Consider the following 16,779-nt stretch of genomic DNA (forward strand, 5'->3'; position numbering starts at 1 on the left):
GTCGCTCGGCTCCAGCCGGGTGACCATTATTAACCGGCCTCCGGCCGAAATTGCGAACATCTTCTAATCGTTGGCGATAATTTATTTACGAATAAGATAAAATATAAGCGATTTTAGAATCATTGGGCTTGCTTAGTGTATCCAAATACCCAACCCGGTATTGGCTGTTTTCTGCGTTTTTGGTACAAATACCGCAACTTAAGCTGCAAAATCTTAATAAGTTTTTTACAATAATCTGTCTAAATTTCAAAAACTATATTAATTCAGATAGGTTTCTCTTTTAGCAATCTTTGCTTAAATTGAACCAATAAAACCTTAATGAAAATATACCATCTGAGTGCCGAATGTTACCCCGTTGCCAAAGTTGGCGGCCTTGCTGATGTGGTTGGTGCATTGCCCAAATACCAAAATCAGGCGGGTTTGCAGGCGGCCGTTGTAATGCCTTTTTACGATCGTAAATTCACCCGCGAAAACGAGTTTGAAGTGGTTTTCAGCGCGGCCACGCTATTAGGCACACGCAGGCTTTTTTTTGAAATACTGAAAGAAAAAACCGATAAACTGGGTTTTGAGCTATACCTGGTAAAGATTCCCGGACTGATTGATCGTGAAAATATATACAGCTACCCGGATGAGCGGGAGCAGTTTATTGCCTTTCAGCTGGCTTTTTTAGATTGGATAAGCTACAGCGGGCAATCACCTGATGTGATTCATTGTCATGATCATCACTCGGGCCTGGTGCCATTCCTGTTGTATCACTCTAAATTGTACCAACGTCTGGCCAATACGCCTACGGTGTTCACCATCCATAACGGGCAGTATCATGGCGCTTTTGGCTGGGACAATCTGTCGTACCTGCCCGAGATCGACCTCACAAAAACAGGTTTGCTGGACTGGGCCGGTGGCATTAACCCGCTGGCTGCGGCTGTAAAATGCTGCTGGAAATATACCACGGTATCGCCTACTTACCTGCACGAGCTTACGATGAACTCCAATGGGTTGGAATACCTGTTCTGGACGGAAAGCGCTAAAGGCTATGGCATTATCAATGGTATTGATACCGACGTATGGAACCCGCAGACCGATGCCATGATCGCTGCAAAATTTACAGCCAAACAAATAGCCAAAGGAAAACTGGCCAATAAAACGGTGATCTGCGAAAGGTTTGGATTGGATGTAAGCAAACCGCTTTTTGTATTCATCGGCAGGTTGGTGGTAGAGAAAGGTGCCGATCTGCTTCCTGAAGCTATTGAACGCACTATTCAAGATAATGAGGGAGAAGCCAGCTTCCTGATCCTGGGTTCGGGTGATAAGGAAATGGAAACAGCCCTGTTGGAATTGAAAGAAAAATATCCCGGCCAGTGTAATGTATTCATCGGTTATGACGAAGCCCTTGCTCACCTCATTTATGCCGGTGCCGATTTTTTACTGATGCCTTCGCGGGTTGAACCTTGCGGCCTTAACCAGCTATACTCTTTACGTTATGGCACCATGCCGCTGGTGCGCAGTACCGGTGGATTGATAGACTCGGTAATTGATTTTGGCGACGAGGGCGGCTATGGCATCCGCTTTAATAATGCCAGTGTGGATGATATTTATCATGCTATTTTCCGCGCCAACGTATTGTATAAAAACCAAACCCAGCTGCAACAGCTGCGGAAACGCATGATGGCGCTCGATTTTTCGTGGGACCGTTCGGCAAAAGAATATATTGATCTGTATGAAAGTTTAAACCCTACGAGATATGACATCTAAAGTAATTTCCATTGTACTTGGCGGTGGCCAGGGCAGTCGTTTATCCCCCCTGACGGCTACACGCTCTAAACCCGCGGTTCCTATTGCCGGCAAATACCGCCTGGTTGATATCCCTATTTCCAACTGCCTGCACTCGGGTATCACACGTATTTATGTATTAACGCAATTTAACTCGGCATCGTTAAATAAGCACATCAAAAATACCTATCACTTTAGCAGCTTTAGTGATGCTTTTGTGGATATTTTGGCAGCGGAACAAACGCCTACAAGTGGAGCTTGGTTTCAGGGTACGGCCGACGCCGTGAGGCAAAGTTTGCACCATTTAGCCGTTCATGAGTTTGATTATGTGCTAATCCTGTCGGGCGATCAGTTATACCAGATGGATTTTGAAGAGATGATCAATCACCATATGGATACAGGCGCTGATATTTCCATAGCTACTATTCCGGTTGATGCCGCGGATGTGCCGGGTTTTGGTATCTTAAAAACAGATGAGAACAGCATGGTTACCGCTTTTGTTGAAAAACCCAAATCGGATTTTGAAAGCTGGGCATCTGATGTAAGCGACGAAATGAAGGCCGAAGGCAGGGTTTACCTGGCCTCGATGGGTATTTATATATTTAACCGCAAGCTTTTATATGAGCTGCTGGAAGGGAACGATCGCACCGATTTTGGTAAAGAGATCATCCCGCAATCCATCGCCGAATATAAGGTGGCAAGCTTCCAGTACGAAGGTTACTGGACAGACATAGGTACCATTCCATCATTTTTTGAAGCCAATCTGGGTTTAACAGATGATATCCCCAAGTTTAACCTGTTTGGCGAAAACCATATTTACACCAGGGCGCGTATGCTGCCGCCATCAAAAATATCGGGCACAACGATGGAAAAATCTATCATTGCCGATGGTTGTATCATCAATGCCAAACGCATCACCCGCTCGCTCATCGGTATCCGTACCCGTATTGGTGTAGAAACCATCATTGAAAACTGTTATGTAATGGGTAACGACAGCTATCAGACACTGGAGCAAATAGCCGAATTGAAATTGAGCCACTCGCCTATAATGGGTATTGGTGAACACTGCCAGATCAGGAATGCTATTATTGATAAAAACACCTACATCGGTAACAATGTTAAAATAAACATGGGTAAAACACTGCCCGACGGAGATTTTGACACGCATACTGTACAGGACGGCATTGTAGTGATCAAAAAACGGGCAGTTATACCAGACGGAACAGTGATTTAACTAAAAATTAATACAAACATTTCATATTTAATTTGTTATAGATATAATAACCATTTAAACGGAACAAGTATGAAAAAAGCAATTTGTATGATCGCTTTAGCTGCGATCTCTGCCAGCACGGTGTTTGCGTATGCCCCAGTAAAGAAAACCGATGGTACCGTGCAAACGGATACTACCAAGACCAAGAAAAAGTGGAAACACAAAAAAGAAAAGAAAGATTCTACTAAAAAAGATACCACAAAAATGTAATCATCTTTCTTTCACCAGCAAAAAGGCCTCCCGATGTTTTCAGGAGGCCTTTTTGTTTAGTATGTTATTTTAATAATCTTGTCATCCTGCGGAACGAAGGATCTATTTGTAAATATGCATGGTGTAGATCAGATGCTTCACTTCGTTCAGCATGACAATAAAAAAAAAGACCCTACAGCTCTATCGTTTCCCCTACCGCTGGCAATTTAAGGTTAATACCAGCCTTCACAAACTTCTCCCTTACCTCATCTTTATTGATTTCGATCACCGGGAACGAATCATAGTGCATACCGATGATGTTTTTGCAATTGATAAAAGCGCTTGCTTTGATGGCGTCATCGGCACCCATGGTATAGTTGTCGCCCAGCGGCAAATAAGCCCAGGCAAGGTTATCATCGGCCAGTAATTTCATATCATAGGTAAGCGCGGTATCGCCGGCAAAGTATATGTTCTTACCTTCGTTGGTGTAGATCACAAATCCGGCGGGGTTACCACCCGGCGCGCCGTCGGGCATAGTGCTGGAGTGGATGGCATTCACCATTTTAACGCGTCCGAATTCAAAGTTGAACCCGCCGCCAATGTTCATGCCGTGTACATTGTCGATACCTTTATTGCCAAGCCAGTTGGCAATTTCGGCTATACAGATCACTTTGGCACCGCTGTTTTTTTGTACCTCGATCAGGTCAGCAACATGATCGCCATGGCCGTGCGATACCAGGATGTAATGGGGCTTAATGGTATGGATGTCAATATCTTTAGCCAGCGCGTTATGGGTGATAAAAGGATCAAACAGCAGTTTTTTGCCGCCTGTTTCTATCTCAATGGTCGATTGTCCGTAATAGGTAGTTTTCATTTTTTTGTTATTTGTTTTGATGGGTCAAAGCTAAATACTTATAACTAAATGTTGCAACATATAAGTATCTCGTGGCAGAAAAGTTACAAAGAAGAGCTGCCTTAGAGTTGTGTGACTCCCTCCCTTGGGAGAGGCGATTAGAGATGCTCCGGAGGAGTAAAAGCTTTGTAGAAAACAAATTACAAGCATCTGGCATGCCGTAGGTATGCAACCTGAGTATAGTACCTACGGCACTGAATTGGGATTGGCTTTTTCTACCTACAAAGCTTTAAGCCCTATGGGGTTTACAAAATTCTTGCGGGGAAGGGGTTTATTCGTGACGCAGGTAGCAGAGAACCCCTCCCCGCCACAACACTATCCATCGCGCCCCTCCCAAGGAGGGAATTTTAGCTGCAAATAAAAATAGACTATGAAAAGACATTTACCCTAAAAGGGTGTCATGCTGAGCCCTGTCGAAGCATGGTGGGTTGGCCTCTGCGCTCTACCCTTCGACGGAGCTCAGGGTGACAGCCTATCTTGGCCTTTTTAGTCCCTCAGGGTTTCCCGCAGATATAGATGCCCAAAAGTGGGTTTACATAAAAACACGTTATATTGAGGTGTATTGAATTTATGTAATTGATTATCAATTAAATATAAAAATGTTAACCCAAAAAAGTGTAAACCATGTAAACCCACTTTTGGGGCTTATTGGCCAAACATACCACCCAGGTTGCCCAGCATGCTCTTGGTCATGGCGGCCATTTCGCTCTGGCTTATATTTTCGGCCTGGTCCAGCGCTTTATTGATAGCAACTACCAGTAGCTCTTCAAGTTCGTCTTTGTCGGCATCGGCCAGGAAAGCACTGTCGATATTGATGGATTGGATTACTTTGTTGGCGTTTGCGGTAACGGTGATCTTGCCACCTTCGGCCACACCGGATACGGTGATTCCGTCCAGTCGTTTTTTTACTTCACCAGCCTTTTGCTGGGCTTCCATTAATTTATCAAACATGGTATTTAAAATTAAGTGAGTAGTTGATTATGTTGATTGGGTGAGTAGTTGGTTGAGCTGATAGCGTTTTACAAAATTAACCATTCACTTATTCAACTCAATCAACCATTCTCCAAAAGTTAATCATCATTGGTATCACCGTTACCGGTGTAAGCGCTTTTGCGTACAATAGGCATGCCCGCGGCTTTAAACAGGTCGTCCAATTTTAGCAAGCTGCCATTGGCTAAATTAGTTAACAGCACAATGGTGATATCGTTTTTCATATCGCGCAGGTAAATATGCCTGAACCCGTGCCACCAGCCGGTGTGGTAAATCACCTCCTGCCCTGGCGCGGTAAAGGTACGCCAGCCGTAACCATAACTAAAGTGACCATGTACCATAGGGTTGCGCGGCACATAAGCCGAATCGAGTGTGGCCTGTTTCAATAAGCGACCGGCACGCAAAGCGCGATCAAACAAGAACAAATCGCCAACCGTGCTGTAAATGCCTTTATCGCCCACAGGGCCATCCAGGAAGTTTTGCGCCACAGAATATCGCCATTGCCCCCTGTCGTGACCGACCACATCAACCGGGATCTTATCATATACGGCTTTGGAATAAACATGGGTATGCACCATGCTGGCCGGGGCAAATACGTTTTGCTTCATGAAGTCGGCATAGCTCATGCCGCTCACCTTTTCTATAATCGCCCCCAGCACCATAAAGTTGGAGTTGTTATATAAAAAACGTTTGTTGGGTACGTTGAATGGCCTGGGTTTATAGTCGGCTATCATTTTCATGGCCTCGGCATTGGTGAGGCCCTTCTTCTGGTTCAGGTGTTGGCTGCGATATATATCATCAATAAAATATACATAGTTCATCATGCCCGAGCGGTGGGTAAGCAGCAGGCGTATAGTAACACCATCGTACGGAAAATCGGGAAAGAATTTTTTTACATCATCGTTAAGTGTGAGTTTGCCGCGCTCCATCAGCATTAAAATGGCGGTAGACGTCATGGTTTTGGTAACCGAAGCCAGTTCAAATTGAGAGCCGAGTTTCAGACTGTCACGGTGCAGATAATCGGCCCAGCCTATCGCGTTTTCGTATACTATCTTGCCCTTTTTGGCCACCAGCACGTTGCCGTTAAAACCACGGGTACGATGAAGCTCTTTCATTACCTCATCAATTTTTTTATCGGCGTTTTTGGGGTTATAGGCCAGCAGGGCGGTGGTATCTAAAGGTTTGCTGTTGGCAGGACTTAGCGTTTTATTTTTATCATTGTTTTTTGACGAACAGGATGTTAATATCAGCAGGGAGGCGGTAAGGGTTAAAAAGCTTTGGTACACTAATCTCATAAATAAATTTCTCAACTTAAACGAATGCGAAAATTAGAAATTATAACGCAGGTATGAATTAAAGTTTTTAATTTTTTCGTTTAGCTCATACTCTTTGTATGTTTAGCTATGGATTTAGGTAAAAAACTCAAACTCATTGGTTCATTTATTTTGTTTTCGATTGCTGCACATGCTCAAAATGCAGATATAAGCACCTTGGTAAAAGAGGGAATTGAGCTTAACAACGCGCATAATTACGCAGGTGCTATCGAAAAATATAAGCAGGCGCTAAGTTCTGATCCGGAAAATACCCAGGCCAATTACCAGATAGCGTTTTCATTATTTTCATCGGGTAAGGGTACGGAAGGTGTTCCGTATCTGGATAAAGTGGTTAAAACAAGTAACAATTTTACCGGACCAGCTTATGAACTCCTGGGTAGTATTTATGATGCCGCCAAACAGCCCCAACAGGCTATTGATGCCTATAAAGCCGGAATAAAAATAAAGCCGGATTATCAGCCTTTGTACTTTAACATTGGGCTGGCCTATTTCCGGGCAGCTAAATATGCCGATGCAGAGCAGGCGGCTATAGAGGCCATCAAACTTGATCCAAAACATGCCAATAGCCAGCGCTTGTATGCCCTGGTTTGTTTCCATCAAAATAAACGAGGCCCTGCCCTGCTGGCCTTATGCAATTTTTTATTGTTGGAACCCGATGGCCCGCGATCTGCCGAGGCTTATACCAATATGCAAAGTATTTTAAAAGGAGGCGCATTAAAAACTGATAGTAAAACCGGTGCTGATAATATCGTTTTAAACAAAGCCATAGCCACCGCTGCCGCTACTACCGATAACAGAAGGTACGCCTCCCCTGCCGATCTGCTTTCAGCCCAGTTAAAGACCATATTTATAGCCATTGGCCAGCTGTCTGAAAAACAAACTGCAAACGATTTCTTCCGGAATTATTACGCGGGTTTCTTTTACAAACTGGCCCAAACAGAACACATGCCCGCCTTTGCCCGATTGATGGATCTGAGCGCTAATAAAGCCGCGGATAGCCAATGGCTGCAGCAGAATGAGGATAAACGCAAGGCATTGGAAGATTGGTTAGAGACCAAGATTGGAAGGAAGTTTTAAGATAATGAATATTATAGAGTTACGAAGTTTTTAAAACTTCGTAACTCTCCGGAATTGTAAGTTGGAGTAGCATCTATCCTTGTATTAAAAAGATTATGCTTAGCCATTCCCTTGCATCATATAAAACCATAACTTTGCCCTGCTAAAATTTTAATACTACCATGAGTTTCAGAACCGAACACGATACCATGGGCGAGGTACAGGTACCTGCCGATAATTACTGGGGAGCACAAACAGAGCGTTCACGCAATAACTTTAAAATTGGTCCGGAGGCATCGATGCCCAAAGAGATCATTGACGCGTTTGCCTATCTGAAAAAAGCCGCCGCTTATACCAATACCGATCTGGGTGTATTACCCGCCGAAAAACGCGACCTGATAGCACAGGTTTGCGACGAAATATTAACCGGCGCTTTAGCCAGCGAATTTCCGCTGGTGATATGGCAAACCGGCTCGGGCACACAATCAAACATGAATGTGAACGAGGTGGTAGCCAATCGCGCGCACGTACTCCAGGGCAATAAACTGGGCGAAGGCAAAACTTTCATCCACCCAAATGATGACGTGAACAAATCACAATCATCAAATGATACTTACCCCACCGCTATGCACATCGCGGCGTACAAAATACTGATCGATGTAACCATCCCTGGTATTGAAAAACTACGCGATACATTGCAAGCTAAAGTTGAAGCGTTTAAAAATGTGGTAAAGATCGGTCGTACCCACCTGATGGATGCAACGCCTTTAACACTGGGCCAGGAGTTTTCTGGTTATGTATCACAATTAAACCACGGCTTAAAAGCATTGCGTAATACGTTGGATCACCTGTCTGAACTGGCTTTGGGTGGTACCGCTGTTGGTACCGGCATCAACACCCCTAAAGGTTATGATGTAAAAGTGGCCGAATACATTGCCAAGTTCACCAATCTGCCATTTATCACCGCCGAAAACAAATTTGAGGCCCTGGCAGCTCATGATGCCATTGTGGAAAGCCATGGCGCGTTGAAACAGATAGCAGTATCTTTAATGAAAATAGCTAACGATATCCGGATGCTGGCTTCTGGTCCGCGTTCTGGTATTGGCGAGATCCACATTCCTGATAATGAGCCGGGATCGTCCATCATGCCGGGCAAGGTTAATCCAACCCAAAATGAAGCGGTTACCATGGTGGCTGCCCAGGTAATGGGTAATGATGTCGCCATTTCCATAGGCGGATCAAACGGCCATTACGAACTGAATGTATTTAAGCCGGTTATGGCGGCCAACTTTTTACAATCGGCCCGTTTAATTGGCGATGCCTGTGTTTCCTTTAATGACCATTGCGCAGTTGGTATTGAACCCAACTACGAAGGCATCAAAAAGCACCTGGAAAACTCGCTGATGCTGGTTACTGCGCTTAACCCGCACATTGGTTATGAAAATGCCGCCAAAATTGCCAAAACAGCCTTAAAAGAAGGTACATCATTACGTGAAGCCGCCATAGGTCTGGGTTTGTTAACCAACGAGCAGTTTGACCAATGGGTACGCCCCGAAGATATGATAGGTTCATTAAAATAAGAGCCTCACCCCAAACCCCTCTCTCCCGATAGCTATCGGGAGAGAGGGGCTTTTTATTTACTGCTTTTATAGCAAAATGTTTATGTCAAAGCCCTTTAGCTTTTACTTTTTACGGTTTTCAAAAGCGCCTTTCGCCTTTTGCCTTTTACCTTTCGCCCTTTTTATAAGCTCCTGTACTATGAACCCGGATAAGCAAAAGCCCGGAGAAAAATATGTGCAGGGCGAATGGCGGCAGGACTCGGTACCGGCGCAAAAGCGTCTGGTTTCTTATTCGCTTTATGATCTTAAATTCAGTTGTGATTCATTCTTTGTAAAAATCAGCTCTTACAGCAAAGTAAACTATGGTGCCGATAGCTGCATGAGCAGTGGTCACTGGGCCGAATACATCAAAGGCACGTATACTCAACGGCAGGACACCCTGCACCTGAAAGGTGAGTTTTGTAATGCCGATGGCAGTTATAAAGACGAGAAAGGTTGTTTCCGCTCCGGCGATTATGAAGAATATTTTAAGGTGAAACAAAAAACCGACTCGCTTATCCAATTTGCCAGCACATCCAACGTTATACCCATCAACGCCCGCTTAATTAAACGAACAAGTTGCACACCAAAACCATTGTAACAATGAAAACCCAATCTTTCAAAAAGATCATCCTGCTTATTGCCGTATTTTATATTCCATTGCAAAGTATGGCCTGGGGACCTACCGGTCACCGTGTTTGCGGACAGATAGCAGATAGCTATTTAACCCCCAAAGCGCGCAAAGCCGTACAGGGAATTTTAGGCTACGAGTCGGTAGCTATCAGCAGCAACTGGGCCGATTTTATTAAATCAGACCCGGCTTACAACTACCTGTACACCTGGCATTTTATCGATCTGGATAAGGCGTATACCTATCCTGAGCTGCAGGCTTATTTAAAAGCGGATACCGCTACAGATGCCTATACCAAATTGAATTTTTTAATAGCGGAGCTAAAAAAACCAGGACTTAGCAAGACTAATAAATTTGTTTACCTGCACATGCTGATCCACATTGTAGAGGATGTACACCAGCCATTACACACCGGCCATACCGCCGACAAAGGAGCTAACGATATTAAAGTGCAATGGTTTGGTAAAGAAAGCAACCTGCATTCGGTTTGGGACAGCGGCCTGATCGATATTCAGCAACTGAGCTATACCGAGTATGCTACTATGATCAATCATACTACTGCAGCAGAACGGGCCAAGTTTCAAAACGCCCCGATAAGCGAATGGTTGTTTGAAAGCAATCAGCTTGCCGAAAAACTGTATGCCGATACTAAATCCGGAGATAGCCTGAGCTATAAATACAACTTTAAATATATCGATATCCTGAACCACCAGATGCTGAAAGCAGGCGTACGTTTGGCCGGTGTATTGAATAAGATATTTGGATAGTTGGTGAGTAGTTGATTAAGTGAGTGAAGAATGGTTAGAAGGGACTTTCAAAACCACTCACTTAATCAACACAATCAACCACTCACTTTCACTATATGAAAATACTAATGGTTTGCCTGGGCAATATATGCCGCTCGCCGCTGGCTGAAGGGATTATGCAGCACCTCAGCGATGAGCAGGGTTTAAACTGGGAGGTCGATTCGGCCGGTACAGGTAGCTGGCATGTGGGCGAAGGCCCCGACAAGCGTTCTGTTCGTGCGGCGCGTAACCATGGTGTGGATATTAGTAAGCAGGTCTGTCGCCAGTTTAAAGCAAAAGATTTTGAGCGTTTCGATCATATTTTTGTGATGGATAAAAACAACCTGAACGATGTGCTGAACCTTGCCCGCAATGATGATGAAGCCCGAAAGGTAAAGTTGTTGCTGGGCGATAAAATAGTGCCCGATCCTTATTATGACGATGCCCAGTTTGAACCCGTTTTTGAACTGATTGAAGGCGGCTGTAAGGATATTATTAAGGAGTTGAGAGAAACGAAATAAAATAAATACACACGTCATTGCGAGCGCAGCGTGGCAATCCCCGATAAGCAGAGTCGTCTTGTAAGTAGGGGATTGCCACGTCGTTCCTCCTCGCAATGACGTTATAGTGAAAAAAGAGAGGCTAAAAAGTACTCCGGCTCACCTTAAAAAATGGAAGATCATCCCCATGCCAAAAAGCACGACCGTGCGGCTGAAAGCCAGCTTTAAATAAAACCTTTTGCGATGCCTTGTTTTCGGGGTGTGTAACGGCGCAGATCTCTTTAAGTCCGATTTCATTTAAACCGTACGATACTATTGCCTGGGCAAGCTCAGTAGCAATGCCAGAGCCCCAATATTTAAGGTGCAGGCGGTAACCCAGTTCAATGCTGTTGCGGTCAAATTCGCTGTAGTCCAATATGCAAACACCAACAAAATCATTATCCGCAAGGTTAAAGATACCCCACCGCCCCATGCCTGTTTTCTTCTGATAATCCCGTAACGTATCCTTAAAAACTTTTTTGCTTTCCTGCTCGGTGCGTTTCTTTACGTAGCGGGTTAAGCGCGCGTCGGCATCAAGGTCAAGTAAAAGGCGTTCGTCTTCAGGCGTAAGTTCACGGATCAGCAAGCGCGCTGTTTGGGCAATAATGTTCATGGTTCTCAAAAATATATTTTTCAGCAAATGCTTGAGTAAAAAGAGTGTCATTTAAGTTAATACGGGGTTTGAAGATGGCGAGTTACAGGCGGGCTATTAACTCTTTGTCATCCTGAACGGAGCGAAGGATCTATTCGCCTATTGCCACCATGCGCATAATAGATGCTTCGCTATGCTCAGCATGACAAAAAACAAACCTATAATTTGCTTTTTTGTACATTTGCCGCATGGCATCCATCAAACCATCTGTACCCAAAGGCACCCGCGATTTTTCACCAACCGAAATGGTGAAACGTAACTATATTTTTGATACCATTAAAAGTGTGTTCCGTAAATACGGCTATCAGCAGATTGAAACACCGACAATGGAGAATTCATCAACCTTATTGGGTAAATATGGTGAAGAGGGTGATAAACTCATATTCAAGATCCTGAATAGTGGCGATTACCTGGCCAAGGTAAACCCAGAGAAATTAACATCGCTTAATTCAAACGCGGTAGCTTCTGATATTTCCGAAAAAGCGCTTCGCTATGACCTTACTGTACCCTTCGCACGTTATGTAGTACAGCACCAGAACGAGATCACTTTCCCGTTCAAGCGTTTCCAGGTGCAGCCAGTTTGGCGCGCCGACAGACCGCAGCGTGGCCGTTACCGGGAATTTTATCAGTGCGATGCGGATGTGGTTGGCTCCGATTCTTTACTGAACGAAGCCGAGTTTGTGATGATCTACGATGAGGCTTTGAGCAAGTTGGGTTTGCAAGATTTCAGCATTAAAATTAATAATAGAAAAATTCTATCTGGAATTGCGCAAATTATAGATAAAGCTGATAATATCATTGATTTAACTGTAGCTATAGATAAACTGGATAAAATCGGGCTGGACGGAGTGATCAAAGAATTACTGGAACGCGGCTTTACCGAGGCTGATATCGACAAAATAAAACCGGTTATTTTACTGGAAGGCTCCAATACCGAAAAGCTGCAAAGTCTGCGCCAGGCACTGGCTTCATCAGAAGTTGGATTGAAAGGTTGTGACGAAATTGAAACGGTTTTTGGCTATATCGAAAAGTGCCCATTGCAAACCGCAAAGCTGGAATTAGACATTACCCTGGCCCGCGGACTCAACTATTATACCGGCGCTATATTCGAAGTAAAAACCAACGAAGTAGCCATGGGTAGTATCGGTGGTGGTGGCCGTTATGATGACCTTACGGGTATGTTCGGTCTTAAAGGACTCACTGGTGTAGGTATATCTTTTGGTGCCGACCGTATATATGATGTGCTGGAAGAATTGAATTTATTCCCGGCCGCGGCTAACCAAAGCACCCGGGTATTGATCTGTAATTTTGATAAAGAAGGCGAATTATATGGCCTGCCCCTGCTGCAACAATTGCGTCGTCAAAACATCAATGCCGAGCTTTATCCGGCCGGTGCCAAGATTAAAAAGCAAATGGAGTATGCCAATAATAAAAATATTCCCTACACAGTAGTGATCGGCAGTGAAGAGATACAAAGCGGCTTGCTTGCTTTTAAAAACATGGAAACTGGTGAGCAGGAGAAATTGAGCGCTGAGGATATTGTGAAGCGATTTGTCTGAATCAGAATTGACAGAATTTAAGAATTTTCAGAATAAGGAAAAATATCCCATTTGCCAGACTTACGAAGTTTTTAAAACTTCGTAAGTATTTGATATGTCAGCACTGAATTATAATAATCTTGTCATGCTGAACGCAGTGAAGCATCTGCTCACCGAAGGGCATGTTCGACAATAGATTCTTCGTACCTCAGAATGACAATGGATATTATACAAAAAAGGCCATCAATTTTTAAAAGTGATGGCCTTTTTATATTTTTCAAAAGTTCCCCCTTAGGGGGTTAGGGGGCTTGAGCTATTATTTCGGCCCATAAGTAACTACCGGGATAATCATTTCTTCCAACGAAATCCCTCCGTGCTGGAAAGTTTCATTATAAAAGTTCACAAAGTGGTTGTAGTTATTCGGATATACAAAATAGCTGTCTTCCTTGGCAAACACAAAGCTTGAGCTCAGGTGCAGTTTAGGCAGCATGGCGTCATGCGGGTTGCGGATGTGGAATACCTCTTTGGCGTTGTAATTAAGGTTTTTGCCTTGTTTATAGCGCAGGTTGGTATTCGTATTACGATCACCTACAATTTTGCTTGGATTTTTAACACGGATGGTACCATGATCGGTAGTGATGATCACGCGTACCTGTTTCTGAGCCAAAAATTTCAGTAGGTCAAACAGCGGCGAGTGTTCAAACCAGGATAATGTCAAGGAGCGGTATGCAGCATCATCACTCGCCAGCTCACGGATCATCTGCATGTCGGTACGGGCATGTGAAAGCATATCCACAAAGTTGTATACCACCACGTTCAGCTCGTTGTTCATCAGGTTACTCACCGATTCGTTCAGCGCACGACCTTCATCAATATTTAATATTTTATGGTAAGAGTATTTGCACTCTTTGCGTAGTACACGTTTCAAATGGTCGGCAATAAATTCCGACTCATATAAATTCTTACCGCCTTCGTCTTCGTCGTTTTGCCACATGGTAGGGTAGCGTTTTTCCATTTCCAAAGGCATCAGGCCCGAAAATATGGAGTTACGGGCGTATTGCGTAGCGGTAGGCAGAATACTGTAATAAGTATCCTCCTCTTCCATCCTGAAGTATTCAGATATAATAGGGTTGATCACCTTAAACTGATCATACCTAAGGTTATCTATCAGGATAAAGAACAGCGGGCCATTGCCATCCAGTTTAGGGAAGACTTTCTTTTTAAACAGCTGCGGTGAACTGGTTGGAGCAAACTCCGGATTTTTGATCCAGTTTAAATAATTGCGCTCCACAAACTTGCAGAATTGTACGTTGGCTTCGGCTTTTTGCAGGGTAAGTATCTCGTGCATTCCGGCATCTTCCAGTTTTTCCAGTTCCAGCTCCCAGTATATCAGTTTCTTATAAACGTCGACCCATTCCTGGTGGCTCAGGTTGTCGTTAAGCGTCATGCCCAGCGTGCGGAAATCCATCTGGTAAGCCATGGTTGTTTTTTCGGTAACCAGGCGTTTGTTTTCGGTCAGCTTTTTTATCGTGAGCAAAATTTGCTTGGGATGCACCGGTTTAATGAGGTAATCATCAATCTTGGAACCAATGGCATCTTCCATCAGGTATTCTTCCTCGTTCTTGGTGATCAGTACAATAGGTACGTCATTGTTCAGATTTTTGATTTGCTGCAGGGTTTCCAGACCGGTTAAGCCCGGCATATTCTCATCCAGAAAAACCAGGTCGAAATAATGCTGCTTAAAAGCGTCAACGGCGTCGTTGCCGTTGGTTACGGTAGTTACTTTGTATCCCTTTTCGTTAAGGAAAAGTATATGTGGTTTTAAAAGGTCAATTTCGTCATCGGCCCATAAAATGGTGGTGTCTTGCATAGTAGTATCTGTAGATTAAAAAAAGCTGTCTGAATCAGAATTAACTCTGTTGAGGGCTACGCCGTTTACAGGATTTGCTGAATTAAGCAGTTAAGTTAATGATACTTTTATTCTGTTAATTCATTAATTCTGAAAATTCTGATTCAGACAATAAACCTCAAAGGGAGTAATTTGTTGTTGATAAGTAAAGGTATTAACAAAAATTAACAAACATCATGCGCTTATTTTACCTTTGTTTTACATTTTTGCATCGTAAAGAACCAAGTTGAATAAAAAGAAAATTATAAACGATCCTGTTTATGGCTTTATCAGCATCCCTACCGAGCTGGTATTTGACCTCATCGAACACCCCTATTTTCAGCGGTTAAGATATATCAAACAGTTAGGTATGACCCACCTGGTATACCCGGGCGCGCTGCATACCCGTTTCCATCATGCCCTGGGCGCCATGCATCTAATGGCTATGGCCATTGAAACCCTGCGTAACAAAGGGCACCAGATTAGTCATGATGAAGAAGAAGCCTTAACCATAGCCATATTGCTGCACGATATTGGTCATGGTCCTTTCTCGCACGCGTTGGAGCGTACCATTATAGCGGGCGTAGCGCATGAAGATATATCGGCCATGCTGATGAACAAACTAAACGAGCAGTTTGGCGGCGGTTTAACTATGGCTATTGATATATTTAACGATACTTATCCACGCCGGTTTTTGCACCAACTGGTATCGAGTCAGCTGGATATGGACAGGCTGGATTACCTGAATCGTGATAGCTTTTTTACCGGTGTATCCGAAGGGGTGATCAGCTCAGATCGTATCATCAAAATGCTGAACGTGAAGGATGATCATGTAGTGGTGGAAGCCAAAGGCATTTACTCTATCGAAAAATTTTTGATAGCCCGCCGGTTAATGTACTGGCAGGTTTATCTGCATAAAACGGTTATTGCCGGTGAAGAGTTGCTGGTTAAAGTATTCAAGCGTGGGCGCGAGTTGATATTACAGGGTGAAGACCTGTTTGCCACGCCGGCGCTGAAGCATTTTATCCAGGGTAATATTAGCCGCGAGGCTTTTAAGCAAGAGGATCATCACCTGGATATTTTCGCGAGTTTGGACGATGCCGATATCATGTCGGCAGTAAAGGTTTGGGCAAACCATCTGGATTTTTTGTTGTCGACCCTGGCCAAAAACCTGGTGCAGCGAAATCTTTATCATGTGGATATCACCAATGAAGAGCCGGATGCCGCGTTTGTTGAGCAGCTGACCAAAAAGGCGATGGAAAAATATGGTATCAGCGAGCAGGAAGCTTCCTATTTTGTTTTTACCACATCCATACGTAACAATGCTTATACGGCCGGCGATGGCAATATAGGGATACTGATGAAAAGCGGAGAGGTATATGATATAACCAAGGCCAGCGATAACTCCAACCTGGAAGCGCTGATCAAAACGGTCAAAAAACATATTACCTGTTATAGTAAAGATTTATTGTAGGGGTAAATGACGGGCAAGGTGTCATACATTTTGAGTAATGGGTTTTGTAAATAATTTGCCTGAAAATGAAGATTTTATTAAGAGGAGCCTTCAAAATGGGCAACTCGCAGGTAACAACTAATTAATAATTTGCTGCTTTAATTTTAACA

At 43.8% G+C, this 16,779-nt stretch carries 15 protein-coding genes; 10 read left to right on the top strand and 5 right to left on the bottom strand.

All coding sequences use genetic code 11. From position 1 onward, the window contains the following. Positions 1-318 precede the first annotated feature (318 nt). From FHW89_RS07575 to FHW89_RS07585, 3 genes are all read left to right on the top strand, one after another. The gene (locus FHW89_RS07575; RefSeq protein ID WP_172334408.1) at positions 319-1,752 is read left to right on the top strand and encodes a glycogen synthase; all 1,434 of its coding nucleotides are present in this window, start codon (positions 319-321) and stop codon (positions 1,750-1,752) included. Further along, positions 1,742-3,004 carry a glucose-1-phosphate adenylyltransferase gene (locus FHW89_RS07580; RefSeq protein WP_172334409.1) on the top strand — a complete coding sequence of 421 codons (1,263 nt, stop codon included), beginning with the start codon at positions 1,742-1,744 and terminating at the stop codon, positions 3,002-3,004. Before FHW89_RS07575 ends, FHW89_RS07580 begins: the two co-directional genes overlap by 11 nt. Before the next feature lie 69 nt (positions 3,005-3,073). Then, positions 3,074-3,253 carry a hypothetical protein gene (locus tag FHW89_RS07585; RefSeq protein WP_172334410.1) on the top strand — a complete coding sequence of 60 codons (180 nt, stop codon included), beginning with the start codon at positions 3,074-3,076 and terminating at the stop codon, positions 3,251-3,253. 172 nt (positions 3,254-3,425) lie between these two features. Here the strand turns inward: FHW89_RS07585 and FHW89_RS07590 are convergent, their stop codons facing one another. The 3 genes from FHW89_RS07590 to FHW89_RS07600 all read right to left on the bottom strand — a co-directional run bounded on the left by FHW89_RS07590 (position 3,426) and on the right by FHW89_RS07600 (position 6,430). Then, on the bottom strand, positions 3,426-4,106 hold the full coding sequence (locus FHW89_RS07590; RefSeq protein ID WP_172334411.1) for a metal-dependent hydrolase: 681 nt from the start codon (positions 4,104-4,106) through the stop codon (positions 3,426-3,428). Positions 4,107-4,790: 684 nt separating this feature from the next. Further along, complete coding sequence (locus FHW89_RS07595) at positions 4,791-5,096, bottom strand: YbaB/EbfC family nucleoid-associated protein (protein ID WP_172334412.1); 306 nt, start codon at positions 5,094-5,096, stop codon at positions 4,791-4,793. A gap of 119 nt (positions 5,097-5,215) precedes the next feature. Then, complete coding sequence (locus tag FHW89_RS07600; RefSeq protein WP_172334413.1) at positions 5,216-6,430, bottom strand: serine hydrolase; 1,215 nt, start codon at positions 6,428-6,430, stop codon at positions 5,216-5,218. A gap of 108 nt (positions 6,431-6,538) precedes the next feature. On the opposite strand from FHW89_RS07600, the gene FHW89_RS07605 reads away from it, so the two are divergent. From FHW89_RS07605 to FHW89_RS07625, 5 genes are all read left to right on the top strand, one after another. Then, the gene (locus FHW89_RS07605; protein WP_172334414.1) at positions 6,539-7,546 is read left to right on the top strand and encodes a tetratricopeptide repeat protein; all 1,008 of its coding nucleotides are present in this window, start codon (positions 6,539-6,541) and stop codon (positions 7,544-7,546) included. 161 nt (positions 7,547-7,707) lie between these two features. Continuing rightward, positions 7,708-9,105: a class II fumarate hydratase gene (gene fumC / locus FHW89_RS07610; RefSeq protein ID WP_172334415.1), complete on the top strand. Its 1,398-nt coding sequence runs from the start codon at positions 7,708-7,710 to the stop codon at positions 9,103-9,105. A 178-nt stretch (positions 9,106-9,283) separates the two neighbouring features. Next, positions 9,284-9,724: a fumarate hydratase gene (locus FHW89_RS07615; RefSeq protein WP_172334416.1), complete on the top strand. Its 441-nt coding sequence runs from the start codon at positions 9,284-9,286 to the stop codon at positions 9,722-9,724. 2 nt (positions 9,725-9,726) lie between these two features. Next, positions 9,727-10,521 carry a S1/P1 nuclease gene (locus FHW89_RS07620; protein ID WP_172334417.1) on the top strand — a complete coding sequence of 265 codons (795 nt, stop codon included), beginning with the start codon at positions 9,727-9,729 and terminating at the stop codon, positions 10,519-10,521. Between the two features lie 95 nt (positions 10,522-10,616). After that, positions 10,617-11,060 (top strand): low molecular weight protein-tyrosine-phosphatase, encoded by a 444-nt coding sequence (locus FHW89_RS07625; RefSeq protein ID WP_172334418.1) that lies wholly within the window; start codon positions 10,617-10,619, stop codon positions 11,058-11,060. Positions 11,061-11,181: 121 nt separating this feature from the next. Here FHW89_RS07625 and FHW89_RS07630 read toward each other — a convergent pair whose 3' ends face one another. Next, a complete protein-coding gene (locus FHW89_RS07630) occupies positions 11,182-11,691 on the bottom strand; it encodes a GNAT family N-acetyltransferase (protein ID WP_172334419.1) in 510 nt (169 codons plus the stop codon). Between the two features lie 227 nt (positions 11,692-11,918). Between FHW89_RS07630 and hisS the strand changes: the two genes are divergently transcribed. Beyond that, complete coding sequence (hisS, locus tag FHW89_RS07635) at positions 11,919-13,289, top strand: histidine--tRNA ligase (RefSeq protein WP_172334420.1); 1,371 nt, start codon at positions 11,919-11,921, stop codon at positions 13,287-13,289. A gap of 295 nt (positions 13,290-13,584) precedes the next feature. On the opposite strand, the gene FHW89_RS07640 is transcribed toward hisS, so the two are convergent. Beyond that, positions 13,585-15,138 carry a bifunctional response regulator/alkaline phosphatase family protein gene (locus FHW89_RS07640; RefSeq protein ID WP_172334421.1) on the bottom strand — a complete coding sequence of 518 codons (1,554 nt, stop codon included), beginning with the start codon at positions 15,136-15,138 and terminating at the stop codon, positions 13,585-13,587. A 265-nt stretch (positions 15,139-15,403) separates the two neighbouring features. Here FHW89_RS07640 and FHW89_RS07645 point away from each other — a divergent pair, with 265 nt between their 5' ends. Beyond that, positions 15,404-16,630 carry an HD domain-containing protein gene (locus tag FHW89_RS07645; RefSeq protein ID WP_172334422.1) on the top strand — a complete coding sequence of 409 codons (1,227 nt, stop codon included), beginning with the start codon at positions 15,404-15,406 and terminating at the stop codon, positions 16,628-16,630. Positions 16,631-16,779 lie beyond the last annotated feature (149 nt).

Source organism: Mucilaginibacter sp. SG564 (assembly GCF_013149275.1).
Taxonomy (GTDB): Bacteria; Bacteroidota; Bacteroidia; order Sphingobacteriales; family Sphingobacteriaceae; genus Mucilaginibacter.